Consider the following 17,667-nt stretch of genomic DNA (forward strand, 5'->3'; position numbering starts at 1 on the left):
AGGATTCGTTCGGATCGCTCCGGGGCGCTTTTGCACGGAGCGGCCTTTTTGTCTTGCGTAAGGTGGCCAATGAGTGGCGCGGGCTTCCTGCTGGCGGTGAATTTTCTCATCGCGCAGTGTTTCTGCATGTTTTTCCTCGCGGTGTCCGCCCGGAGCCGCAATCGCGTCGCAGCCCGCTGGTTTGCCGGCACCTATGCCGTCGCCTCGCTTTCCACCCTTTTTGAATTCCTCGTCGCCTATGCGCCGCCGGCAAGGCTCTGGGCGATCCTTGCCTTTGCCGCCATGCTCGGCGGCATGCTGATGCTGCGCATCGGTGTCGGCCATCTCTACGGCCTCCGTACGAATCGCTGGGTCCTTGCCGCCATCTTCGTCACCTTCGTCGCGCTCGATTATGTCATCTACGACCTGCCGCGCGGCACGCTCGCCCATGCGTTGCCTTACCAGACCCCCTTCGCGGTGGCGCTCGGGATGAGCGCCTTCGCGGTCTGGCGCGCCCGCCCGGCAAGCTTCGTCGACCGGGCGCTCATCGTGCTTCTTGCGCTGACCAGCGTGCATTTCCTGGCAAAGGCCTATGCCGCCGTGCTCGCCGGGGCAGGCAATACGGCAAAGGACTATCTCGCCAGCCAGTTTGCGCTCGTCTCGCAGAGCATGGGCGCAGTGCTGATCGTTACCGTCGGCCTGATGCTGCTCTGTGTGCTCGTGCTAGAGATCGTCGCGGAGGAGAAGGGCAATGCGGAGGTCGATCCGCTCTCCGGTCTCCTCAACCGCCGTGGTTTCGACAACCGCATCGATGCGCTGCTTGCGGGCGCGGGTCCGCATGGCCTCATCCTGTGCGATATCGATCACTTCAAGTCGGTCAACGACACCCATGGCCACCAGGGCGGCGACAACGCCATCCGCGCCTTCGGCGAGGCACTGCGTGTCGCGGCGCCGGTGGGCGCGCTGGTCGCGCGCATCGGCGGCGAGGAATTCGCGCTCTTCCTGCCGAACACCGGCAAGGAGGCGACGCTGCTTTTCGCGCAGACCCTGCGCGCAACCCGCGCCGTCGCGCCCATTCCCGGCCTGCCGCCGGCTGTGCGCATCACCGCCAGCTTCGGCGTTGCCGAGGTGACGCGCGGCGAGCCGCTGCGGTTTGCTATGCGCCGGGCGGACGATGCGCTCTATGCCGCCAAGAACGCCGGACGTGACTGCGTGCGCCAGGCGGAGCCGCCCGCTGTGGTGCTCGAGGTCGTCAAGCGCGCGAATTGATCAGGCGAACATATGGCAAAGAAAAAGCCCGGCGAGATGTCGCCGGGCTTTTTCCTTTGTCTCTCTCCGCCGGTCAGCGAATACGCTTGGCGGCCGGTTCCGGGGTCAGTTCGCCGGCAAGACGGCGGTCGAGGTAGTCTTCGCACTCGGCCATCAGCGTTTCCGTCTGGCCGTTGAAGAAGTGGTTGGCGCCCGGCACCGTGCGGTGCGTGATCAGGATGCCCTTCTGCGTCTTCAGCTTCTCGACGAGGCCGTTGACGTCCTTCTCCGGTGCCACCTTGTCGGAATCACCGTTGATGATGAGACCCGACGACGGGCAGGGGGCGAGGAACGAGAAGTCGTAGATGTTCGGCTGCGGGGCGATGGACATGAAGCCTTCGATCTCCGGGCGGCGCATCAGCAGCTGCATGCCGATCCAGGCGCCGAAGGAATAGCCGGCGACCCAGCAGCTCTTCGAATCGGGATGCAGGCTCTGCACCCAGTCGAGTGCGGAGGCCGCATCCGACAATTCGCCTGCGCCGTGGTCGAATTCGCCCTGGCTGCGGCCGATGCCACGGAAATTGAAGCGCAGCGTCGTGAAACCGCGCTTCTGGAACATGTAGAACAGCTGGTAGACGATCTGGTTGTTCATCGTGCCGCCGAACTGCGGGTGCGGATGCAGCACGATGGCGATCGGGGCGTTCTTCTGCTTGGACGGCTGGTAACGGCCCTCAAGGCGACCGGCGGGTCCGTTGAAGATGATTTCGGGCATTCTTACTCCGGCAAGTTCGCGTTCTGGAACGGATTCTTGTCAACTGAAGTCTTGACGAAACCAGTCAGCTTTTCTAGAACCTAGTTTAGAACCATTCGAAACTGTATAGGCGCCCACGGGACGCCGTGAGCTTGGTGTCATAAGGCAAGCCCGACGGAAAATTCAAGGAAAATGCACGCCGTATCGAATGTATCGTGCGCGCATGGGTGAGAAATGACGAAGACGGAGCGCACTTATCTGGACTGGAACGCCACGGCACCCCTGCTGCCGGCGGCGCGCGAGGCCGTTCTTGCTGCGCTCGACAGCGTCGGCAACCCGTCGTCCGTGCATGGCGAGGGCCGGGCGCTGCGCATGCTGGTGGAGGCCGCGCGCCGTGACGTCGCCGCGCTGCTCAATGCGGCGCCGGCCCATGTGATCTTCACGAGCGGCGCCACCGAGGCGGCGAACCTCGCCCTGACGCCCGACTACCGCATGGGCCGCACGCCGCTTGCCATCGGCCGTCTCTATGTTTCCGAGATCGAGCATCCGGCGATCCGCGAGGGCGGGCGTTTTGCGCGCGATGCCGTGACGACGATCCCCGTCACCCGCGCCGGCCTCGTCGATCTCGAGGCCCTGACAACGCTTCTTGCGGGCCATGACAAGGCGAAGGGCCTGCCGATGGTGGCGGTCATGCTCGCCAACAACGAGACGGGCATCGTGCAGCCCGTGAAGAGCGTCGCCGAGGTCGTGCACCGTCACGGTGGTCTTCTCGTCGTCGACGCGGTGCAGGCCGCCGGCCGCGTGTCCATCGACATTGCGGCACTCGACGCCGATTTCCTCATCGTCTCCTCGCACAAGCTGGGCGGCCCGAAGGGCGCCGGCGCGCTGATCTCGCGCGGCGAGGTTCTGATGCCCGCACCGCTGATCCGCGGCGGTGGCCAGGAAAAAGGCCATCGCTCCGGCACGGAGAACCCGGCGGCGCTTGCCGGCTTTGCCGCAGCCGCCCGCGCGGCGGTGGCGGATCTTGCCGGGCGCAACGCACGGATCGGCGCGCTGCGCGACGCACTGGAGAGCGGCATGCGGGCGGCGACGAACGACGTCGTCATCCATGGTACGGACGTCGAGCGCATCGCCAACACCTCGTTCTTCAGCCTGCCCGGCCTGAAATCGGAGACCGGGCAGATCGCCTTCGATCTCGAGGGTATCGCGCTTTCGGCCGGCTCGGCCTGCTCCTCGGGCAAGGTCGGGCAGAGCCACGTTCTGACCGCCATGGGGTTCGACGCGGCGCTCGGCGGGCTTCGCGTGTCGCTCGGTCCGGCCTCGACAGAGGCGGATGTCGCGCGTTTTCTGGCTGCCTTTTCGCGCGTCATGGCGCGGCGACGGGCGGCCTGACGGGAATCTTGCGGGAACGCAAGTTTTCGCTTGCCAAAAGGTGGGAAAAACCGCCTTTGGCGCTTACATAAGCGGCGGGAGGCCCCGCCAGACGTTGACAAACTGCCGGACCTTGGATCCGGCGAGATTGGAGAACGATATGCCTGCGGTGCAGGAAACGATCGATCAGGTCCGTCAGATTGACGTCGACCAGTACAAATACGGCTTCGAGACGAACATCGAGGTGGAGAAGGCTCCGAAGGGGCTTTCCGAGGACATCATCCGTTTCATCTCGGCCAAGAAGAGCGAGCCCGACTGGATGCTCGAATGGCGCCTCGACGCCTATCGCCGCTGGCTGACGCTCGAAGAGCCCACCTGGGCGCGCGTCGACTATCCGAAGATCGACTTCAACGATCTCTACTACTATGCCGCGCCGAAGAACCAGACCGGCCCGAAGTCCATCGACGAGGTCGATCCCGAGCTTCTGAAGATGTACGAGAAGCTCGGTATTCCCCTGCGCGAGCAGGAAATCCTTGCCGGCGTGCAGACGTCGAAGATCGCCGTCGACGCCGTGTTCGATTCGGTCTCCGTCGTCACCACCTTCAAGGAAGAGCTGAAGAAGGCCGGCGTGATCTTCATGTCGATCTCGGAGGCCATTCGCGAGCATCCCGAGCTTGTGAAGAAGTATCTCGGCACCGTTGTGCCGACGACCGACAATTTCTACGCGACGCTGAACTCCGCGGTCTTTACCGACGGCTCTTTCGTGTTCGTGCCGAAGGGCGTTCGGTGCCCGATGGAGCTGTCGACCTACTTCCGCATCAACGAGAAGAACACCGGCCAGTTCGAGCGCACGCTGATCATCGCGGAAGAGGGCGCCTACGTCTCCTACCTCGAAGGCTGCACCGCGCCGCAGCGCGACGAGAACCAGCTTCACGCTGCCGTCGTCGAGCTGGTCGCGCTCGACGATGCCGAGATCAAGTATTCCACCGTCCAGAACTGGTATCCGGGCGACAAGGAAGGCAAGGGCGGCATCTACAACTTCGTGACGAAGCGCGGCGATTGCCGGGGCAAGAACTCCAAGATCTCGTGGACGCAGGTCGAGACCGGCTCCGCCATCACCTGGAAGTACCCGTCCTGCATCCTGCGCGGCGATGGTTCGCGCGGCGAGTTCTATTCGATCGCCGTCTCGAACGGCCACCAGCAGATCGACAGCGGCACCAAGATGATCCATCTCGGCAAGAACACGTCGAGCCGAATCGTCTCCAAGGGCATTTCCGCGGGCTTCTCCAACAACACCTATCGCGGCCAGGTCTCGGCCCACCGCAAGGCGGAGAACGCACGCAACTTCACCCAGTGCGACTCGCTGCTGATCGGCGACAAGTGCGGTGCGCACACCGTGCCCTATATCGAGGCGAAGAACGCGACGGCCCATTTCGAGCACGAGGCGACCACCTCGAAGATCTCGGAAGACCAGCTGTTCTACTGCCTCCAGCGCGGCATCCCGACCGAGGCGGCGATCGCGCTGATCGTCAACGGCTTCGTCAAGGAAGTCATCCAGGAACTGCCGATGGAGTTCGCCGTCGAGGCGCAGAAGCTGATCGGCATCTCGCTGGAAGGCTCGGTCGGCTGATCGGGTGAAGGAATGTCCCGGCGGCTTCCGCCGGGGGGGCCGGACAGGTCCTTCGATGAAGTTTCCGTGTGATCCGTTATATTAGCGGGATGCGGTTCTCATCGGGAGACACGACATGGATCCGGTCAATCTGACGTATTACGCCGTGGTATGCGGTGGACTGGCAGCGTATGCGCCCAACGTTCGGAACGTGGCGATACGCACGGTTTTGGGGCTCGGCCTTGGCGGGTTGTCCGCCGCGATGCTCCCGTTGGTCCACTTCTTCCTCGGCTTCTGAAACCAAGACGGGAGCGTTTGACCGCTCCGAACGCAGGACCGAGAGACCATGCTTGAAATCAAGAATCTGCACGCCCGCATCGCCGAAGACGGCACCGAGATCATCCGCGGCCTGAATCTCACCGTGAAGGCCGGCGAAGTCGCCGCCATCATGGGCCCGAACGGCTCGGGCAAGTCGACGCTCTCCTACATCCTCTCCGGCCGCGAGGACTACGAAGTCACCGACGGCGACATCCTTTACAACGGCGAGAGCATTCTGGAACTCGACCCGGCCGAGCGCGCCGCCAAGGGCATCTTCCTCGCCTTCCAGTACCCGGTCGAAATCCCCGGCGTTGCCACCATGCAGTTCCTGAAGGTTGCGATGAACGAACAGCGCAAGGCGCGCGGCGAGGCGGAACTGACGACGCCGGACTTCATGCGTCGCGTCAAGGAAGCTGCCGCCGAGCTGAAGATCGCCCCGGAAATGCTGCGCCGTCCGCTCAATGTCGGCTTTTCCGGCGGTGAGAAGAAGCGCGCTGAAATCCTGCAGATGTCGCTGCTCGAGCCGAAGCTGTGCGTCCTCGACGAGACCGACAGCGGCCTCGACATCGACGCGCTGAAGATCGTCGCCGACGGCGTCAACGCGCTTCGCTCGCCCGACCGCGCCGTCATCGTCATCACGCACTACCAGCGCCTGCTCGACTACATCGTGCCCGATACGGTGCACGTTCTCTACAAGGGCCAGGTCATCAAGTCCGGCGACAAGACGCTGGCGCACGAGCTGGAAGCAAACGGTTACGCCGACATCATCGGCGCCGCCGCCTGACGGCTTGGCGAAGGAGTGATCTCATGAACATGCAGACAGGCATGAAGCTCTCCGTCGCCGAGACGGCGCTTTGCGAAGCCTACGACCACGCGCTCGGCGAACTGCCGGGTGATGGTGCCGTGCTCGCTGCCCGCGACGTCCTCATCAGCGACTTCAAGGATGCCGGCCTTCCGACGCGCCGCATCGAGGCCTGGCACTATACGGACCTCAAGGCGCTGCTGCGCGCCGTTCCGGCCTTCGATCCCGCAGCCTCCGCCGCGCGGATCGGGCCGCTGGTCGAGGGGGCGACGGTGCTGTCCGTCGTCAACGGCCTTGCGGAGGCCCGCGGCTCGGTCGAGGGCGTGACGCTGCGCACCTTTGCCGATGCGCTGGCCGACGGCACGGCCGCGGCCGGCCTTGCTGCCCGTGACCGCGACGACGCGATCGGCCGTATCAACGGCGCGTTCGTTCGGGACGGTTTCGTGCTCGATTTCCCCGCGGGCACCGAGCTGGCAGCACCGCTCGAAATCCAGACGGTCCAGAATGCGGGCCAGGCCCATACGCGCTTCCCGGTGAGCTTCGGCGCGAATACCAAGGCGACTGTCATCGAGCGCCATGCGGCGGTCGGCGACACCGCGGCCTTCGTCACGACGGTCAGCGACCTCTCGCTTGCCGACGGTGCCGATATTACCTGGGTTATTTTGCAGGGGCAGGGTGGGGCGGACACCCATCTCGGCCAGATCCGCATCACGCTCGGCACGGACGCAAAGCTCCGCCTTTACGTGATCAATGCCGGCGGTAAGCTCGTGCGGCAGGAAATCCATGTCGTGGTGGCGGGCGAGGGCTCCGACCTCATCCTGCGCGGCATCAACCTGCTCGGCGGCGAGACGCACAACGACGTGACCTTCACGGTCGGTCACGACGTGCCGAACACGACCTCGACGGAAGTGATCCGCAACGTGATCTTCGATCGCGCGCGCGGCGTCTTCCAGGGCCAGATCCGCGTTGCGCCGGATGCCCAGAAGACCGACGCCAAGATGTCGTGCAACACGCTGCTGCTTTCGGACGAAGCGGATTTCTCGGCCAAGCCGGAGCTCGAAATCTTCGCCGACGACGTGCAGTGCGGCCACGGTGCGACCGTGATCGACATCGACCACACGCAGCTCTTCTACCTGATGGCCCGTGGCATCCCGGAAAACAAGGCGCGCGCCATGCTGGTCAACGCCTTCGTCGCCGAGATCGTCGAGGAGCTGGAAGACGAGCCGCTGGTCGAGGCGCTGGAAGGCGTCATCGCCGACTGGCTCGACAAGCACGCCTGATCAGGCGCTATCCCGGGCCGGACCGCAGGACGGTCGGCCGGGGGTTGCGCAAACAAGAAAAGGAGCGCTCGCGGTTCGAAGGAACGGGAACGCTCCAGGGCACGCCTGACATAGGACGAACGAGATGGAACACGCCCCTGCACTGGCCTATGACGTCGAGGCGATCCGCAAGGATTTCCCGATCCTGTCGAAGACGGTCTACGGCAAGCCGCTGGTCTATCTCGACAACGGCGCGTCGGCGCAGAAGCCGCAGTCGGTAATCGACGCGATTGCCCACGCCTATTCCAACGAATATGCCAACGTGCATCGCGGCCTGCACTTCCTGTCGAATGCCGCCACCGATGCCTACGAGGCGGCACGCGAAAAGGTGCGCCGTTTCCTCAACGCCTCCTCGGTCGACGAGATCATCTTCACCAAATCCTCGACCGAGGCGATCAACACCGTCGCCTACGGCTACGGCATGCCCAAGATCGGCGCGGGCGACGAGATCGTTCTGTCGATCATGGAGCATCATTCCAACATCGTGCCGTGGCATTTCATCCGCGAGCGACAGGGCGCGAAGCTCGTCTGGGCCCCGGTGGACGATGCGGGTGCCTTCCACATCGAAGAGTTCGAAAAGTGCCTGACGGAGCGCACCAAGCTCATCGCCATCACGCATATGTCGAATGCGCTCGGCACCATCGTGCCCGTCAAGGAAATCTGCCGCATCGCCCGTGAACGCGGCATTCCGGTGTTGGTCGATGGTTCGCAGGGCGCGGTGCATATGCCGGTCGACGTGCGCGACATCGATTGCGACTGGTACGTGATGACCGGCCACAAGCTCTACGGCCCCTCCGGCATCGGCGTGCTCTATGGCAAGATGGATCGCCTTAGAGAGATGCGCCCCTTCCAGGGCGGCGGCGAGATGATCGTCGACGTCACCGAGGACATCGTCACCTACAACGACCCGCCGCACCGCTTCGAGGCGGGCACGCCGCCGATCGTGCAGGCGATCGGCCTTGGCCATGCGCTCGACTACATGGAAAAGATCGGCCGCGCGGCAATCGCCGCCCACGAGGCGGACCTGCGCGACTATGCCCATGAGCGGTTGTCCTCGATCAACGCGCTAAGGATTTTCGGTTCGGCACCGGGCAAGGGTTCGATCTTCTCCTTCGAGCTGGAAGGCATCCACGCCCATGACGTCTCGATGGTCATCGACCGGGCAGGGGTGGCGGTGCGTGCCGGCACCCATTGCGCCCAGCCGCTCTTGAAACGCTTCGGCGTCACCTCCACATGCCGGGCATCGTTCGGCCTCTACAACACGCGTGCCGAAGTCGATGTCCTGGCCGACGCGCTCGACCATGCCCGCAAGTTTTTCGCCTGAGGAGTAGGCCCATGTCCCTCGACGCAACGGAAGACAAGATCGACGTCCGCGACGGTATCGTCCATTCGGCGATCCCGGACGACGAACTGGCGCGCCTTTCCGACGACATCATCTCCGCGCTGAAGACGGTCTACGATCCGGAAATCCCGGCCGATATCTTCGAGCTCGGCCTGATCTACAAGATCGACATCGAAGACGACCGCATGGTCAAGATCGACATGACCCTGACGGCACCCGGTTGCCCCGTGGCCGGCGAGATGCCGGGCTGGGTCGAGAATGCGGTCAGTGCGGTCGAAGGCGTATCCGGCGTCGAGGTCAAGATGACCTTCGATCCGCCATGGACGCCGGACCGCATGTCGGAAGAGGCGCAGGTCGCCGTCGGCTGGTACTGATTTCGGCAACGCAGCCGGATAGGGCAAGGCACTTGTGCTTTCCGTGACTTGATCCGTTAACCCGTCGTCACTAGATTCGGAATCACAGACCGCCGGGCCTTGAACCCGGTCGGCGAAGGAGAAACGGCCCATGGCCTTTGCAGTGATGACACTCACCGATGCGGCGGCAGACCGCGTCAAGGCGATCGTCGACAATGCCGGCAGCGATGCCAAGGGCATTCGCGTCGGCATCAAGAAGGGCGGTTGCGCCGGCATGGAATATGCCATCGACCTCGTCACCGAACCCAATGCCAAGGACGACCTGATCGAGCACAATGGTGCAAAGGTCTGGGTTGCGCCGGAGGCGGTGCTCTACCTTCTCGGCACGCAGATGGATTTCGAGGTGACGACGCTGCGCTCCGGCTTCACCTTCCACAACCCGAACCAGACGTCGGCCTGCGGCTGCGGCGAATCGGTCGAGCTGAAGCCTGCCGATCTTGCGGCCCTTGCCGCTTCCGGCCAGCCGACCGTACGGGCGGGCTGAACTGCCGGCAGGCCGGCGCGGACTGCCAATCCTTGCGGCTTTTCTTCTCTGGCAGTTTTGCCTAGTCTCCCACGCGCGGCGCGCGAATCCGGTGCCGGCGTGATTGCCAGCGGGAGGGGCGCGAGCGATGGACGGCTTTACCGCGACACTGTACCAGAACCTGCCCTTTCCTGTGGTCATCGTCGACGCCGAGGCGCGCCTTGTCTCCCACAACGACGCGGCCGCCCGCACATTCGGCTGGAATCGCGACGACAGGCGGCCTGCGGGCACGGTTGTTCTCGCCGGGGAGGTCGCGGCGGCGCTTCTTGCCGGCCAGGCCGCGGCCGGCCGTGAAAACACCCATGCCCTCGGTTTTCGCCACGACAACGGCAACATTTTCGAAGCGTCAGCCCATGTGATCGCGCTGCCGGATGAGGCAGCCGGCCCGTCCTATGCGCTTCTCCTGCGCAGTCTTTTGAGCGGGGGCAGCCATGGCGAGCAGATCCTGCTGGGCCAGCGCATCGCCGCGGCGCTCGACACCATGACGGAGGGTTTTGCAATCTTCGATCGGGAAGAGCGCCTCGTCCTGTTCAACCGTTCCTACAAGGAGCGTTGCGGCCTTGCCCGCGATGCCGTGCGTGTCGGCGTGACGCTGGAAAGCATCGCGCGTGCCAACATCCGCGTCGGCATGTTTCCTGGCATTCGCGAGGGCACGCCGGAGGCCGAGGCGATGGTGCGCGAGCGTCTCGAAAGCCATCGCAACACCGGCAGCGGCGGCGCCATCTTCGAGTTCGGCAAGGACCGGTGGATTCGCGGTGAGAGCCATGTGTCGGAGACCGGCGACATCGTCGCGCTGCGTGTCGACATATCGGAGCTGAAGCGCACCGAAGCGGCGCTGGAGGCGAAACGCCGCGAATATCTTTCGCTGCTGCAGATCCTGCCCGACATGATCCTGCGTTTCGACCGGAACCTGACGATCCGTTTTGCGAACGACAAATACGCCCATTTCGTCGGCTCGACGACGGACGAGCTGATCGGGCGGTACCTGCCGGACGTGTCCTGCGCGCCGGAGCACACGGCGGTGCTGATGGACATCGGCAGCTACACGCGCGCTGAGCCGATGAAGACGCTGGAAGTCTGCATGGAGGGGCGCGGCGGGCAGGAGACATGGCTTCTGTGGACGACCGTCGCGATCTTCGACGAGGACGGCGCCTGCGAGATTGTCTGCGTCGGCCGCGACATCACCGAGGCCAAGCGCCAGCAGCAGCAGGTGGAGGCCCAGACGAACGAGCTGCGCCGCAAGAACGAGGCGCTGGACCAGTTCACTGCCACCGTCTCGCATGACCTGAAGGCGCCGCTGCGCCATCTGTCCATGTTTGCCGAGATGATCTCGGAAGACCTGCATCGCGGCGACATGACCGAATTGCCGCACTATGCCGACCACGTCCGCAAGAGTGCCGCGCGCATGCGCCGGATCATCGACAGCCTGCTGGAATATTCGCAGATCGCCTACCGGATCTCGGCGCCGAAGCCCGTTTCGCTCTCCGACGTGGTGCGTGAGGCGTTGGCGCTCCTGGAAAGCCATGTGCGGGAGGCCGATGGACATGTCGAGACCGCACCGATGCCCGAGGTGATGGGCGATCCCGAGCTCTTGAAGCGGCTGGCGCAAAACCTCATCGGCAATGCGCTGAAATATCGCCGGCCGGGCGACGCGCCCGTCGTGCGGGTCTATTGCCGCGAGGGGGCTGACGGCACTGAATTCGTCGTCGAGGATGACGGTATCGGCATCGATCCGCAGCATGTCGGGCGGATATTCGAGGTGTTCCAGCGTCTTCACCGCGATGAGACTGTGTATCAGGGCACCGGCGTCGGACTTGCCCTGGCGCGCCGGATCGTCGAGAGCCACAACGGTGTGATAGCGCTTGACACGCAGTATGGTCCGGGGGCACGCTTCGTCGTGACGTTTCCGCAACCCATAAAGTCAAAGGGGAACGATCGTGGGAGGCTCGGCTAGAAAGCTGATCGTCGTGGACGACGACCCGGTGGACGTGCGCTTCGTCATGCGTGCCTTCAGCGATACCGGCAGTGCGCTCGAAATCACCCATGTCGCCGATGCGGAACTGGCAAGCGACCGGCTCGACCGCGAGGCCTTCGATTATATCCTTCTCGACATCAACATGCACGGCACCAGCGGCATGGAGCTGCTCAAGCGGCTGCGCGGACGCGCCCGCACGGCGGTGACGCCCGTCATCATGCTGTCCTCGTCGTCCAGCGCCACCGACGTCAACCGCGCCTATGAAAACGGTGCCAATGCCTATGCGGTCAAGCCTTCCACGCTGAGCGGCTACCGTGATTTTGCAGAAGGCTTTACCCGCTTCTGGGTGGACGTTGCAGTCTCCCCGTAAGGGCTCGCCCCACCGCCAATCTTTCCCTGCCCGCAACGAAAAGCCCCGGCCGATAGGATCGGCCGGGGACTCAAAGTCTTGCGATGCTTACTCGGCGGCTTCCGCGTAGTCCTCGAGCGGCGGGCAGGAGCAGACGAGGTTGCGGTCGCCATAGACGTTGTCGACGCGATTGACCGGCGACCAGTACTTGTCCACCCGGAAGGCGCCCGGCGGGTAGCAGGCCTGTTCGCGCGAATAGGGGCGGTCCCATTCGCCGACGAGGTCTTCCACCGTGTGCGGGGCGTTCTTCAGCGGGTTGTTGACCTTGTCCATCGTGCCGTTCTCGATGGCGCGGGCTTCCTCGCGGATCGCCAGCATCGCCTCGCAGAACCGATCGATCTCGGCCTTGGTCTCCGATTCGGTCGGCTCGATCATCAGCGTGCCGGCCACCGGCCAGCTCATGGTCGGGGCGTGGAAGCCGCAGTCGATCAGCCGCTTGGCGACGTCGTCGACGGTGACGCCGGCGCTTTCGGCAAGCGGGCGCGTGTCGATGATGCACTCGTGCGCCACGCGGCCCCTGGAGGACGTGTAGAGCACGTCATAGGCGCCCTTGAGACGGGCGGCGATGTAGTTGGCGTTAAGGATCGCCACCTTCGTCGCCTGCGTCAGGCCAGCACCACCCATCATCAGGCAGTAGCTCCACGAGATCGGCAGGATCGAGGCAGAGCCGAAGGGCGCTGCCGAGACCGCACCGGTGCCGCCGAGACCCGGAATATCGGGATGACCCGGCAGGTACGGCGCAAGGTGCGCCTTGACGCCGATCGGGCCCATGCCGGGACCGCCGCCGCCGTGCGGGATGCAGAAGGTCTTGTGCAGGTTGAGGTGGCTGACGTCGCCGCCGATATCGCCGGGGCGGGCAAGGCCCACCATGGCGTTCATGTTGGCGCCGTCGATATAGACCTGGCCGCCGTGCTTGTGGACGATCTCGCAGATCTCGCGCACATTTTCCTCAAAGACGCCGTGCGTGGAGGGGTACGTGATCATGCAGCACGAGAGGTTTTCCGCGTACTGCTCTGCTTTCGCACGGAAATCGTCCATGTCGATGTCGCCGTTGTCAGACACCTTCACGACGACGACCTTCATGCCGACCATCTGGGCGGAGGCCGGATTGGTGCCGTGCGCGGAGGTCGGGATGAGGCAGACGTCGCGGTGCGTGTTGCCGTTGGCGAGGTGGTAGGCGCGGATGGTCAGCAGGCCGGCATATTCGCCCTGCGCGCCGGAGTTCGGCTGCATGGAAACGGCGTCGTAGCCGGTGATGTCGCAGAGTTTCTGCGACAGGTCCTCGATGAGGTAGCGATAACCCTGCGCCTGGTCGGCCGGAACGAAGGGATGGATTTCTGCAAATTCCGGCCAGGTGATCGGCAGCATTTCCGCTGTCGCATTGAGTTTCATCGTGCAGGAACCGAGCGGAATCATCGCGCGGTCGAGCGCGAGGTCACGGTCGGAGAGGCGGCGGATGTAGCGCACCATCTCGCTTTCCGCGCGGTTCATGTGGAAGATCGGATGCGTCAGGTATTCGCTGGTACGCAGCAGGTCTTCCGGCAGACGGTAGTCCGGCTCGAACTCCGCCACCTCGAAATCGCCGCCGAAGGCGCGCCAGACGGCTTCCAGCGTGACGGGGCGCGAGCGCTCGTCGAGACTGATGCCGATGCGGTCGTCACCGATCTTGCGAAGGTTGACCTCTTCCGCGACAGCGGTCTTCAGGATGATGCCCTGCAACTTGCCGACATGCACGGTAATCGTGTCGAAGAAGACCTCGGGCTCGACCGTGTAACCCAGCTTCTCGAGGCCCTTGGCGAGGCGCACGGTCTTCTGGTGCACGCTCTGCGCGATCGCCTTCAGGCCCTGCGGGCCGTGGAATACGGCATACATGGAGGCCATGACGGCGAGCAGCACCTGCGCGGTGCAGATGTTCGACGTCGCCTTCTCGCGGCGGATGTGCTGTTCGCGGGTCTGCAGCGACAGGCGGTAGGCGCGGTTGCCGCGTGCGTCGATGGAAACGCCGACGAGGCGACCGGGCATGGAGCGCTTGTAGGCGTCCTTGACCGCCATATAGGCCGCATGCGGCCCGCCGTAACCGACCGGCACGCCGAAACGCTGGGTGCAGCCGATGGCGATATCCGCGTCCATGTCGCCGGGCGATTTCAGGAGGGCGAGGGCCAGCGGATCGGCCGCGACGACGGCGATGGCGCCGGTCTGGTGCAGACGCGAGATGAGGCCCGAGAAGTCACGTACATGACCGTAGGTGCCGGGATACTGGAAGATCGCGCCGAACACGTCGACGGGGTCGAGATCGGTGAAGGGGTCGCCGACGATGACGCTCCAGCCAAGTGGCTCGGAACGGGTCTTCAGGAGCGCGATGGTCTGCGGGTGGCAGTTCTCGTCGACGAAGAAGGCCTTTGCCTTCGACTTCGAGACGCGCTCGGCCATGGCCATGGCTTCGGCGGCGGCCGTCGCTTCATCGAGCAGCGAGGCGTTGGCGACATCGAGGCCGGTCAGGTCGCAGACCATGGTCTGATAGTTGAGCAGCGCTTCAAGACGGCCCTGGCTGATTTCCGGCTGGTAGGGCGTATAGGCCGTGTACCAGGCGGGGTTCTCCAGGATGTTGCGCTGGACGACCGGCGGGGTGATCGTGCCGTAGTAGCCCTGGCCGATCAGCGAGACGAGCTTCTTGTTGCGGTTGGCGGTCTCGCGCAGCTTGTCGAGCGCTTCGCGCTCGGTCATCGCCGCGCCCCATTCGAGCGGCTTTTCCTGCCGGATCGATTTCGGCACGGTGTCGTCGATCAGCGCGTCGAGGCTGTCATAGCCGATCACCTTCAGCATCGCCTCCATCTCCTTCGGCGAGGGGCCGATATGGCGACGGTTGGCGAAATCGTAGGGCTGGTAATCGGTAAAGGCGAAATCCTTGGGGAGAGACATCAGCCGACAAGCTCCTTGTAGGCGGCTTCGTCGAGCAGCGCATCCGCATCGGACGGGTTGGCGAGCTTCAGCTTGAAGAACCAGCCGGCGCCCTGCGGGTCGCTGTTGACGAGAGAGGGATCGGCGGTGATCGCTTCGTTGACCTCGACGATCTCGCCGTCAAGCGGACAATAGACGTCGGAGGCGGCCTTGACGCTTTCGACGGTCGCGGCATCGCCACCTTTTTCGAAGGTCGCGCCGACCTCAGGCAGTTCCACGAAGACGAGATCGCCGAGCTGTTCGGCTGCGTGCTGCGTGATGCCGACGGTCGCGACGCCGCCCTCGATCTTCAGCCACTCGTGTTCTTCGGTGAATTTCAGCATGTTCGTTCCTCTCCTGGGAAAATCTGTTCGCTGGTCAGCGTTTGAAGGTGTTCTTGACGAAGGGCATCGCCGCGACGGTGACGGGCAGGAATTTTCCGCGCACGCCGGCATAGAGCTGGGTGCCGGGCGCGATCGCGGACTTGGTGACGTAACCCATGGCCACCGGGCCGTCGGCATTCGGGCCGAAGCCGCCAGACGTGACGGTGCCGACGACATCCTCGCCCTCGGCGTCGGTGGCAAGCACCGCACCGCCGCGCACCGGCGCCCGGCCTTCCGCCCTCAGACCGACACGACGGCGCGAGGCACCGTTCTCAAGCTGGTCGAGGATAACAGCGGCGCCCGGAAAACCACCGGCGCGCTCGCCACCCGTGCGGCGCACCTTCTGGATCGCCCATTCGAGACCGGCTTCCACCGGCGTCGTCGTCGTGTCGATGTCGTTGCCGTAGAGGCAGAGGCCGGCTTCAAGACGCAGCGAATCGCGCGCGCCAAGGCCGATCGGCAACACGTCCGGATGGTCGAGCAGGCGGCGACAGACCGCTTCGGCGAGGCTGGCGGGGATGGAAATCTCGAAACCGTCCTCACCCGTATAGCCCGAGCGCGAGACGATGCAGTCGGCATCGTGCAGGTCGCAGGCGCGCACGTCCATGAAGCGCATCGAGGAGACGTCCGCCCAGAGTTCGGCAAGCACGGCCTCGGCATGCGGGCCCTGCAGGGCGATGAGGGCGCGGTCGTCATGCAATGTCAGTTCGCAGACATCGCCGATCTTCGCCTGCATATGGGCGAAATCCGCGTCCTTGCAGGCAGCATTGACGACGACGTAGAAATGGTCGCCGCGGTTGGCGATCATCAGGTCGTCCTGGATGCCGCCTTCGTCATTGGTGAAAAGGGCATAGCGCTGGCGGCCTTCGCCGAGGCCGAGCACGTCGACCGGCACCAGCGTCTCCAGCGCGCGAGCGGCGTCGGCATTGTCGCCGGAGCGGGCGCGCACAGTCACCTGGCCCATATGGGACACGTCGAAGAGGCCGGCGGCCCCGCGGGTGTGCAGATGCTCCTTCATCACGCCGGCAGCGTACTGCACCGGCATCTCATAGCCGGCGAACGGCACCATGCGTCCGCCGAGCGAAACGTTCAGCGCATGAAGCGGGGTTTTCTTGAGTTCAGACGTTTCGTCCAAAAGGCGCCCTCCAGTCTTGTGGCGCCCACGATCTAACGGGCACCGGCTCACAATCCCGGCGCTCTCGCGCCGCTCTCCTGAGCCCCCTCTGTCCCTTCGCCTGAGATTGTTATCCCTTCGGCGAGCGCTCGAAAAACGCTTCTCTCCAGAGTTACGACGGCACCTTGCTGGTCCTTTTGCCTGAGAGTTTCCGGGGCGGTTGCTCCTTCGGCACCGGCCATGCCCGTGGTCGGACGGCCAGCTTCTCCCAGCGAGGTTGCCTCCAGATAACGGCGTTGCCTGCGCTTTGGCAAGAGCGTTGCGTCGCTCCCAAGCGAATTTTTGTCGTAGCGGGAAAGGGCCGGGAGAGGGCTGCAAAGAAAAGGCCCCCGAGGGGGCCAGAGGTCGGAGGACGGCTGTTTCTGTGGGGAGGATCAGGCGGATTCCGGGAGGGCGGGCAGTTCGTTCTCGTCATAGAGGCGTTGCGCCTCGGCGACCGTTACCTGCGGCGTGCCTCCGGGCGCCGTGATCAGCGCGAGCGCGAGGGCCGGCGGCTGGATGACATTGAGCGCGGCGATCGCGCGGGCGTCACCCCGAACCTTGGCGTCCTGGCTCCAGGCGTGGATGCGTTCCTCGAAAAGCGTGTTCGCGCGCGTCTGCAGCCGCATCCCTTGTGATGCGTAAGCGGCCGTTGCCGGCGAAACTGTCACGATCTGTGTCATGGCGTTCTACGGTGTTGGTTACGTTCTCGCAATTTAACAGTTGCGCCTTTCCGAGACATGAACCGCAAGGGTTGCATTTTCATCGAATTTTAACGGTCTGTGCGAATTTCGGCCGGCCTTGCCTTTGCCGGCGGAATTCCGTCATAAGAAGCACTGTAGGCCGCCGGAATCGGGCGGCAACAAGCATGCCGCCGATGGCACGGGAGGACCGATGAAGCCGATTTTCGTGCAATTGCAATGCGCTCCGGGCAAAACCTACGAAGTTGCCGATGCGCTTTACGCTACGGAACTCATTTCGGAGCTCTATTCGACGAGTGGCGACTACGATCTGCTCCTGAAAATCTATGTCGACAGCGAGGAGGATATCGGCAAGTTCATCAACGATCACGTCGCCTCCATTCCGGGCATCGTGCGCTCGCTGACGACGCTGACCTTCCGCGCATTCTAGACGG

Annotated in this window: 17 protein-coding genes and 1 riboswitch; of the genes, 12 read left to right on the top strand and 5 right to left on the bottom strand. The window is 64.2% G+C overall.

The genetic code is table 11. The annotated features are described in order from the left end of the window. Positions 1–126 precede the first annotated feature (126 nt). Positions 127–1,248: a GGDEF domain-containing protein gene (locus tag AKG11_RS11240; protein WP_371260054.1), complete on the top strand. Its 1,122-nt coding sequence runs from the start codon at positions 127–129 to the stop codon at positions 1,246–1,248. A 73-nt stretch (positions 1,249–1,321) separates the two neighbouring features. Here the strand turns inward: AKG11_RS11240 and AKG11_RS11245 are convergent, their stop codons facing one another. Continuing rightward, positions 1,322–1,999, bottom strand: coding sequence for an alpha/beta hydrolase (locus tag AKG11_RS11245; RefSeq protein WP_023516508.1), 678 nt, complete (start codon positions 1,997–1,999; stop codon positions 1,322–1,324). A gap of 213 nt (positions 2,000–2,212) precedes the next feature. On the opposite strand from AKG11_RS11245, the gene AKG11_RS11250 reads away from it, so the two are divergent. The 10 genes from AKG11_RS11250 to AKG11_RS11290 all read left to right on the top strand — a co-directional run bounded on the left by AKG11_RS11250 (position 2,213) and on the right by AKG11_RS11290 (position 12,020). Then, a complete protein-coding gene (locus AKG11_RS11250) occupies positions 2,213–3,370 on the top strand; it encodes a cysteine desulfurase family protein (RefSeq protein ID WP_050743941.1) in 1,158 nt (385 codons plus the stop codon). A gap of 139 nt (positions 3,371–3,509) precedes the next feature. Continuing rightward, a complete protein-coding gene (gene sufB, locus AKG11_RS11255; RefSeq protein WP_023513112.1) occupies positions 3,510–4,979 on the top strand; it encodes a Fe-S cluster assembly protein SufB in 1,470 nt (489 codons plus the stop codon). Positions 4,980–5,094: 115 nt separating this feature from the next. After that, positions 5,095–5,256, top strand: a complete 162-nt coding sequence (locus tag AKG11_RS34535) for a hypothetical protein (RefSeq protein WP_023513111.1) — start codon at positions 5,095–5,097, stop codon at positions 5,254–5,256. A gap of 48 nt (positions 5,257–5,304) precedes the next feature. Beyond that, a complete protein-coding gene (sufC, locus tag AKG11_RS11260) occupies positions 5,305–6,060 on the top strand; it encodes a Fe-S cluster assembly ATPase SufC (RefSeq protein ID WP_023513110.1) in 756 nt (251 codons plus the stop codon). Between the two features lie 23 nt (positions 6,061–6,083). After that, entirely contained in the window at positions 6,084–7,358 is a 1,275-nt protein-coding gene (sufD, locus tag AKG11_RS11265) for a Fe-S cluster assembly protein SufD (protein WP_050743942.1), read from the top strand. 124 nt (positions 7,359–7,482) lie between these two features. Next, positions 7,483–8,721: a cysteine desulfurase gene (locus AKG11_RS11270; RefSeq protein WP_050743943.1), complete on the top strand. Its 1,239-nt coding sequence runs from the start codon at positions 7,483–7,485 to the stop codon at positions 8,719–8,721. Positions 8,722–8,732: 11 nt separating this feature from the next. Further along, entirely contained in the window at positions 8,733–9,113 is a 381-nt protein-coding gene (locus AKG11_RS11275; protein WP_023513107.1) for an SUF system Fe-S cluster assembly protein, read from the top strand. 130 nt (positions 9,114–9,243) lie between these two features. Further along, positions 9,244–9,636, top strand: coding sequence for a Fe-S cluster assembly scaffold SufA (gene sufA / locus AKG11_RS11280; protein WP_050743944.1), 393 nt, complete (start codon positions 9,244–9,246; stop codon positions 9,634–9,636). Between the two features lie 127 nt (positions 9,637–9,763). Next, on the top strand, positions 9,764–11,629 hold the full coding sequence (locus AKG11_RS11285) for an ATP-binding protein (protein WP_050743945.1): 1,866 nt from the start codon (positions 9,764–9,766) through the stop codon (positions 11,627–11,629). Continuing rightward, positions 11,613–12,020 carry a response regulator gene (locus AKG11_RS11290; RefSeq protein WP_050743946.1) on the top strand — a complete coding sequence of 136 codons (408 nt, stop codon included), beginning with the start codon at positions 11,613–11,615 and terminating at the stop codon, positions 12,018–12,020. Before AKG11_RS11285 ends, AKG11_RS11290 begins: the two co-directional genes overlap by 17 nt. A gap of 87 nt (positions 12,021–12,107) precedes the next feature. Here the strand turns inward: AKG11_RS11290 and gcvP are convergent, their stop codons facing one another. The 4 genes from gcvP to AKG11_RS11310 all read right to left on the bottom strand — a co-directional run bounded on the left by gcvP (position 12,108) and on the right by AKG11_RS11310 (position 17,215). After that, the gene (gene gcvP, locus AKG11_RS11295) at positions 12,108–14,978 is read right to left on the bottom strand and encodes an aminomethyl-transferring glycine dehydrogenase (RefSeq protein WP_024271052.1); all 2,871 of its coding nucleotides are present in this window, start codon (positions 14,976–14,978) and stop codon (positions 12,108–12,110) included. Further along, the gene (gene gcvH, locus AKG11_RS11300; protein ID WP_050743947.1) at positions 14,978–15,340 is read right to left on the bottom strand and encodes a glycine cleavage system protein GcvH; all 363 of its coding nucleotides are present in this window, start codon (positions 15,338–15,340) and stop codon (positions 14,978–14,980) included. The genes gcvP and gcvH overlap by 1 nt, the downstream gene beginning before the upstream one ends. A gap of 34 nt (positions 15,341–15,374) precedes the next feature. Continuing rightward, positions 15,375–16,514: a glycine cleavage system aminomethyltransferase GcvT gene (gene gcvT, locus AKG11_RS11305; RefSeq protein WP_023516893.1), complete on the bottom strand. Its 1,140-nt coding sequence runs from the start codon at positions 16,512–16,514 to the stop codon at positions 15,375–15,377. 158 nt (positions 16,515–16,672) lie between these two features. Beyond that, a riboswitch (glycine riboswitch) is annotated at positions 16,673–16,774 on the bottom strand. A 153-nt stretch (positions 16,775–16,927) separates the two neighbouring features. Then, positions 16,928–17,215 (bottom strand): hypothetical protein, encoded by a 288-nt coding sequence (locus AKG11_RS11310; RefSeq protein ID WP_023516894.1) that lies wholly within the window; start codon positions 17,213–17,215, stop codon positions 16,928–16,930. A gap of 211 nt (positions 17,216–17,426) precedes the next feature. Between AKG11_RS11310 and AKG11_RS11315 the strand changes: the two genes are divergently transcribed. Then, entirely contained in the window at positions 17,427–17,663 is a 237-nt protein-coding gene (locus tag AKG11_RS11315; RefSeq protein WP_024271053.1) for an Lrp/AsnC ligand binding domain-containing protein, read from the top strand. Positions 17,664–17,667: the final 4 nt, after the last annotated feature.

The sequence above is a fragment of the Shinella sp. SUS2 genome (assembly GCF_001262505.1).
Classification (GTDB): domain Bacteria; phylum Pseudomonadota; class Alphaproteobacteria; order Rhizobiales; family Rhizobiaceae; genus Shinella.

What these genes read in the sequence shown, in the direction of transcription:
- AKG11_RS11240 (WP_371260054.1), top strand. Translation starts at nt 127, where the DNA reads ATGTTTTTCCTCGCGGTGTCCGCCCGGAGCCGCAATCGCGTCGCAGCC.
- AKG11_RS11245 (WP_023516508.1), bottom strand. Translation starts at nt 1,999, where the DNA reads ATGCCCGAAATCATCTTCAACGGACCCGCCGGTCGCCTTGAGGGCCGT.
- AKG11_RS11250 (WP_050743941.1), top strand. Translation starts at nt 2,213, where the DNA reads ATGACGAAGACGGAGCGCACTTATCTGGACTGGAACGCCACGGCACCC.
- sufB (WP_023513112.1), top strand. Translation starts at nt 3,510, where the DNA reads ATGCCTGCGGTGCAGGAAACGATCGATCAGGTCCGTCAGATTGACGTC.
- AKG11_RS34535 (WP_023513111.1), top strand. Translation starts at nt 5,095, where the DNA reads ATGGATCCGGTCAATCTGACGTATTACGCCGTGGTATGCGGTGGACTG.
- sufC (WP_023513110.1), top strand. Translation starts at nt 5,305, where the DNA reads ATGCTTGAAATCAAGAATCTGCACGCCCGCATCGCCGAAGACGGCACC.
- sufD (WP_050743942.1), top strand. Translation starts at nt 6,084, where the DNA reads ATGAACATGCAGACAGGCATGAAGCTCTCCGTCGCCGAGACGGCGCTT.
- AKG11_RS11270 (WP_050743943.1), top strand. Translation starts at nt 7,483, where the DNA reads ATGGAACACGCCCCTGCACTGGCCTATGACGTCGAGGCGATCCGCAAG.
- AKG11_RS11275 (WP_023513107.1), top strand. Translation starts at nt 8,733, where the DNA reads ATGTCCCTCGACGCAACGGAAGACAAGATCGACGTCCGCGACGGTATC.
- sufA (WP_050743944.1), top strand. Translation starts at nt 9,244, where the DNA reads ATGGCCTTTGCAGTGATGACACTCACCGATGCGGCGGCAGACCGCGTC.
- AKG11_RS11285 (WP_050743945.1), top strand. Translation starts at nt 9,764, where the DNA reads ATGGACGGCTTTACCGCGACACTGTACCAGAACCTGCCCTTTCCTGTG.
- gcvP (WP_024271052.1), bottom strand. Translation starts at nt 14,978, where the DNA reads ATGTCTCTCCCCAAGGATTTCGCCTTTACCGATTACCAGCCCTACGAT.
- gcvH (WP_050743947.1), bottom strand. Translation starts at nt 15,340, where the DNA reads ATGCTGAAATTCACCGAAGAACACGAGTGGCTGAAGATCGAGGGCGGC.
- AKG11_RS11310 (WP_023516894.1), bottom strand. Translation starts at nt 17,215, where the DNA reads ATGACACAGATCGTGACAGTTTCGCCGGCAACGGCCGCTTACGCATCA.
- AKG11_RS11315 (WP_024271053.1), top strand. Translation starts at nt 17,427, where the DNA reads ATGAAGCCGATTTTCGTGCAATTGCAATGCGCTCCGGGCAAAACCTAC.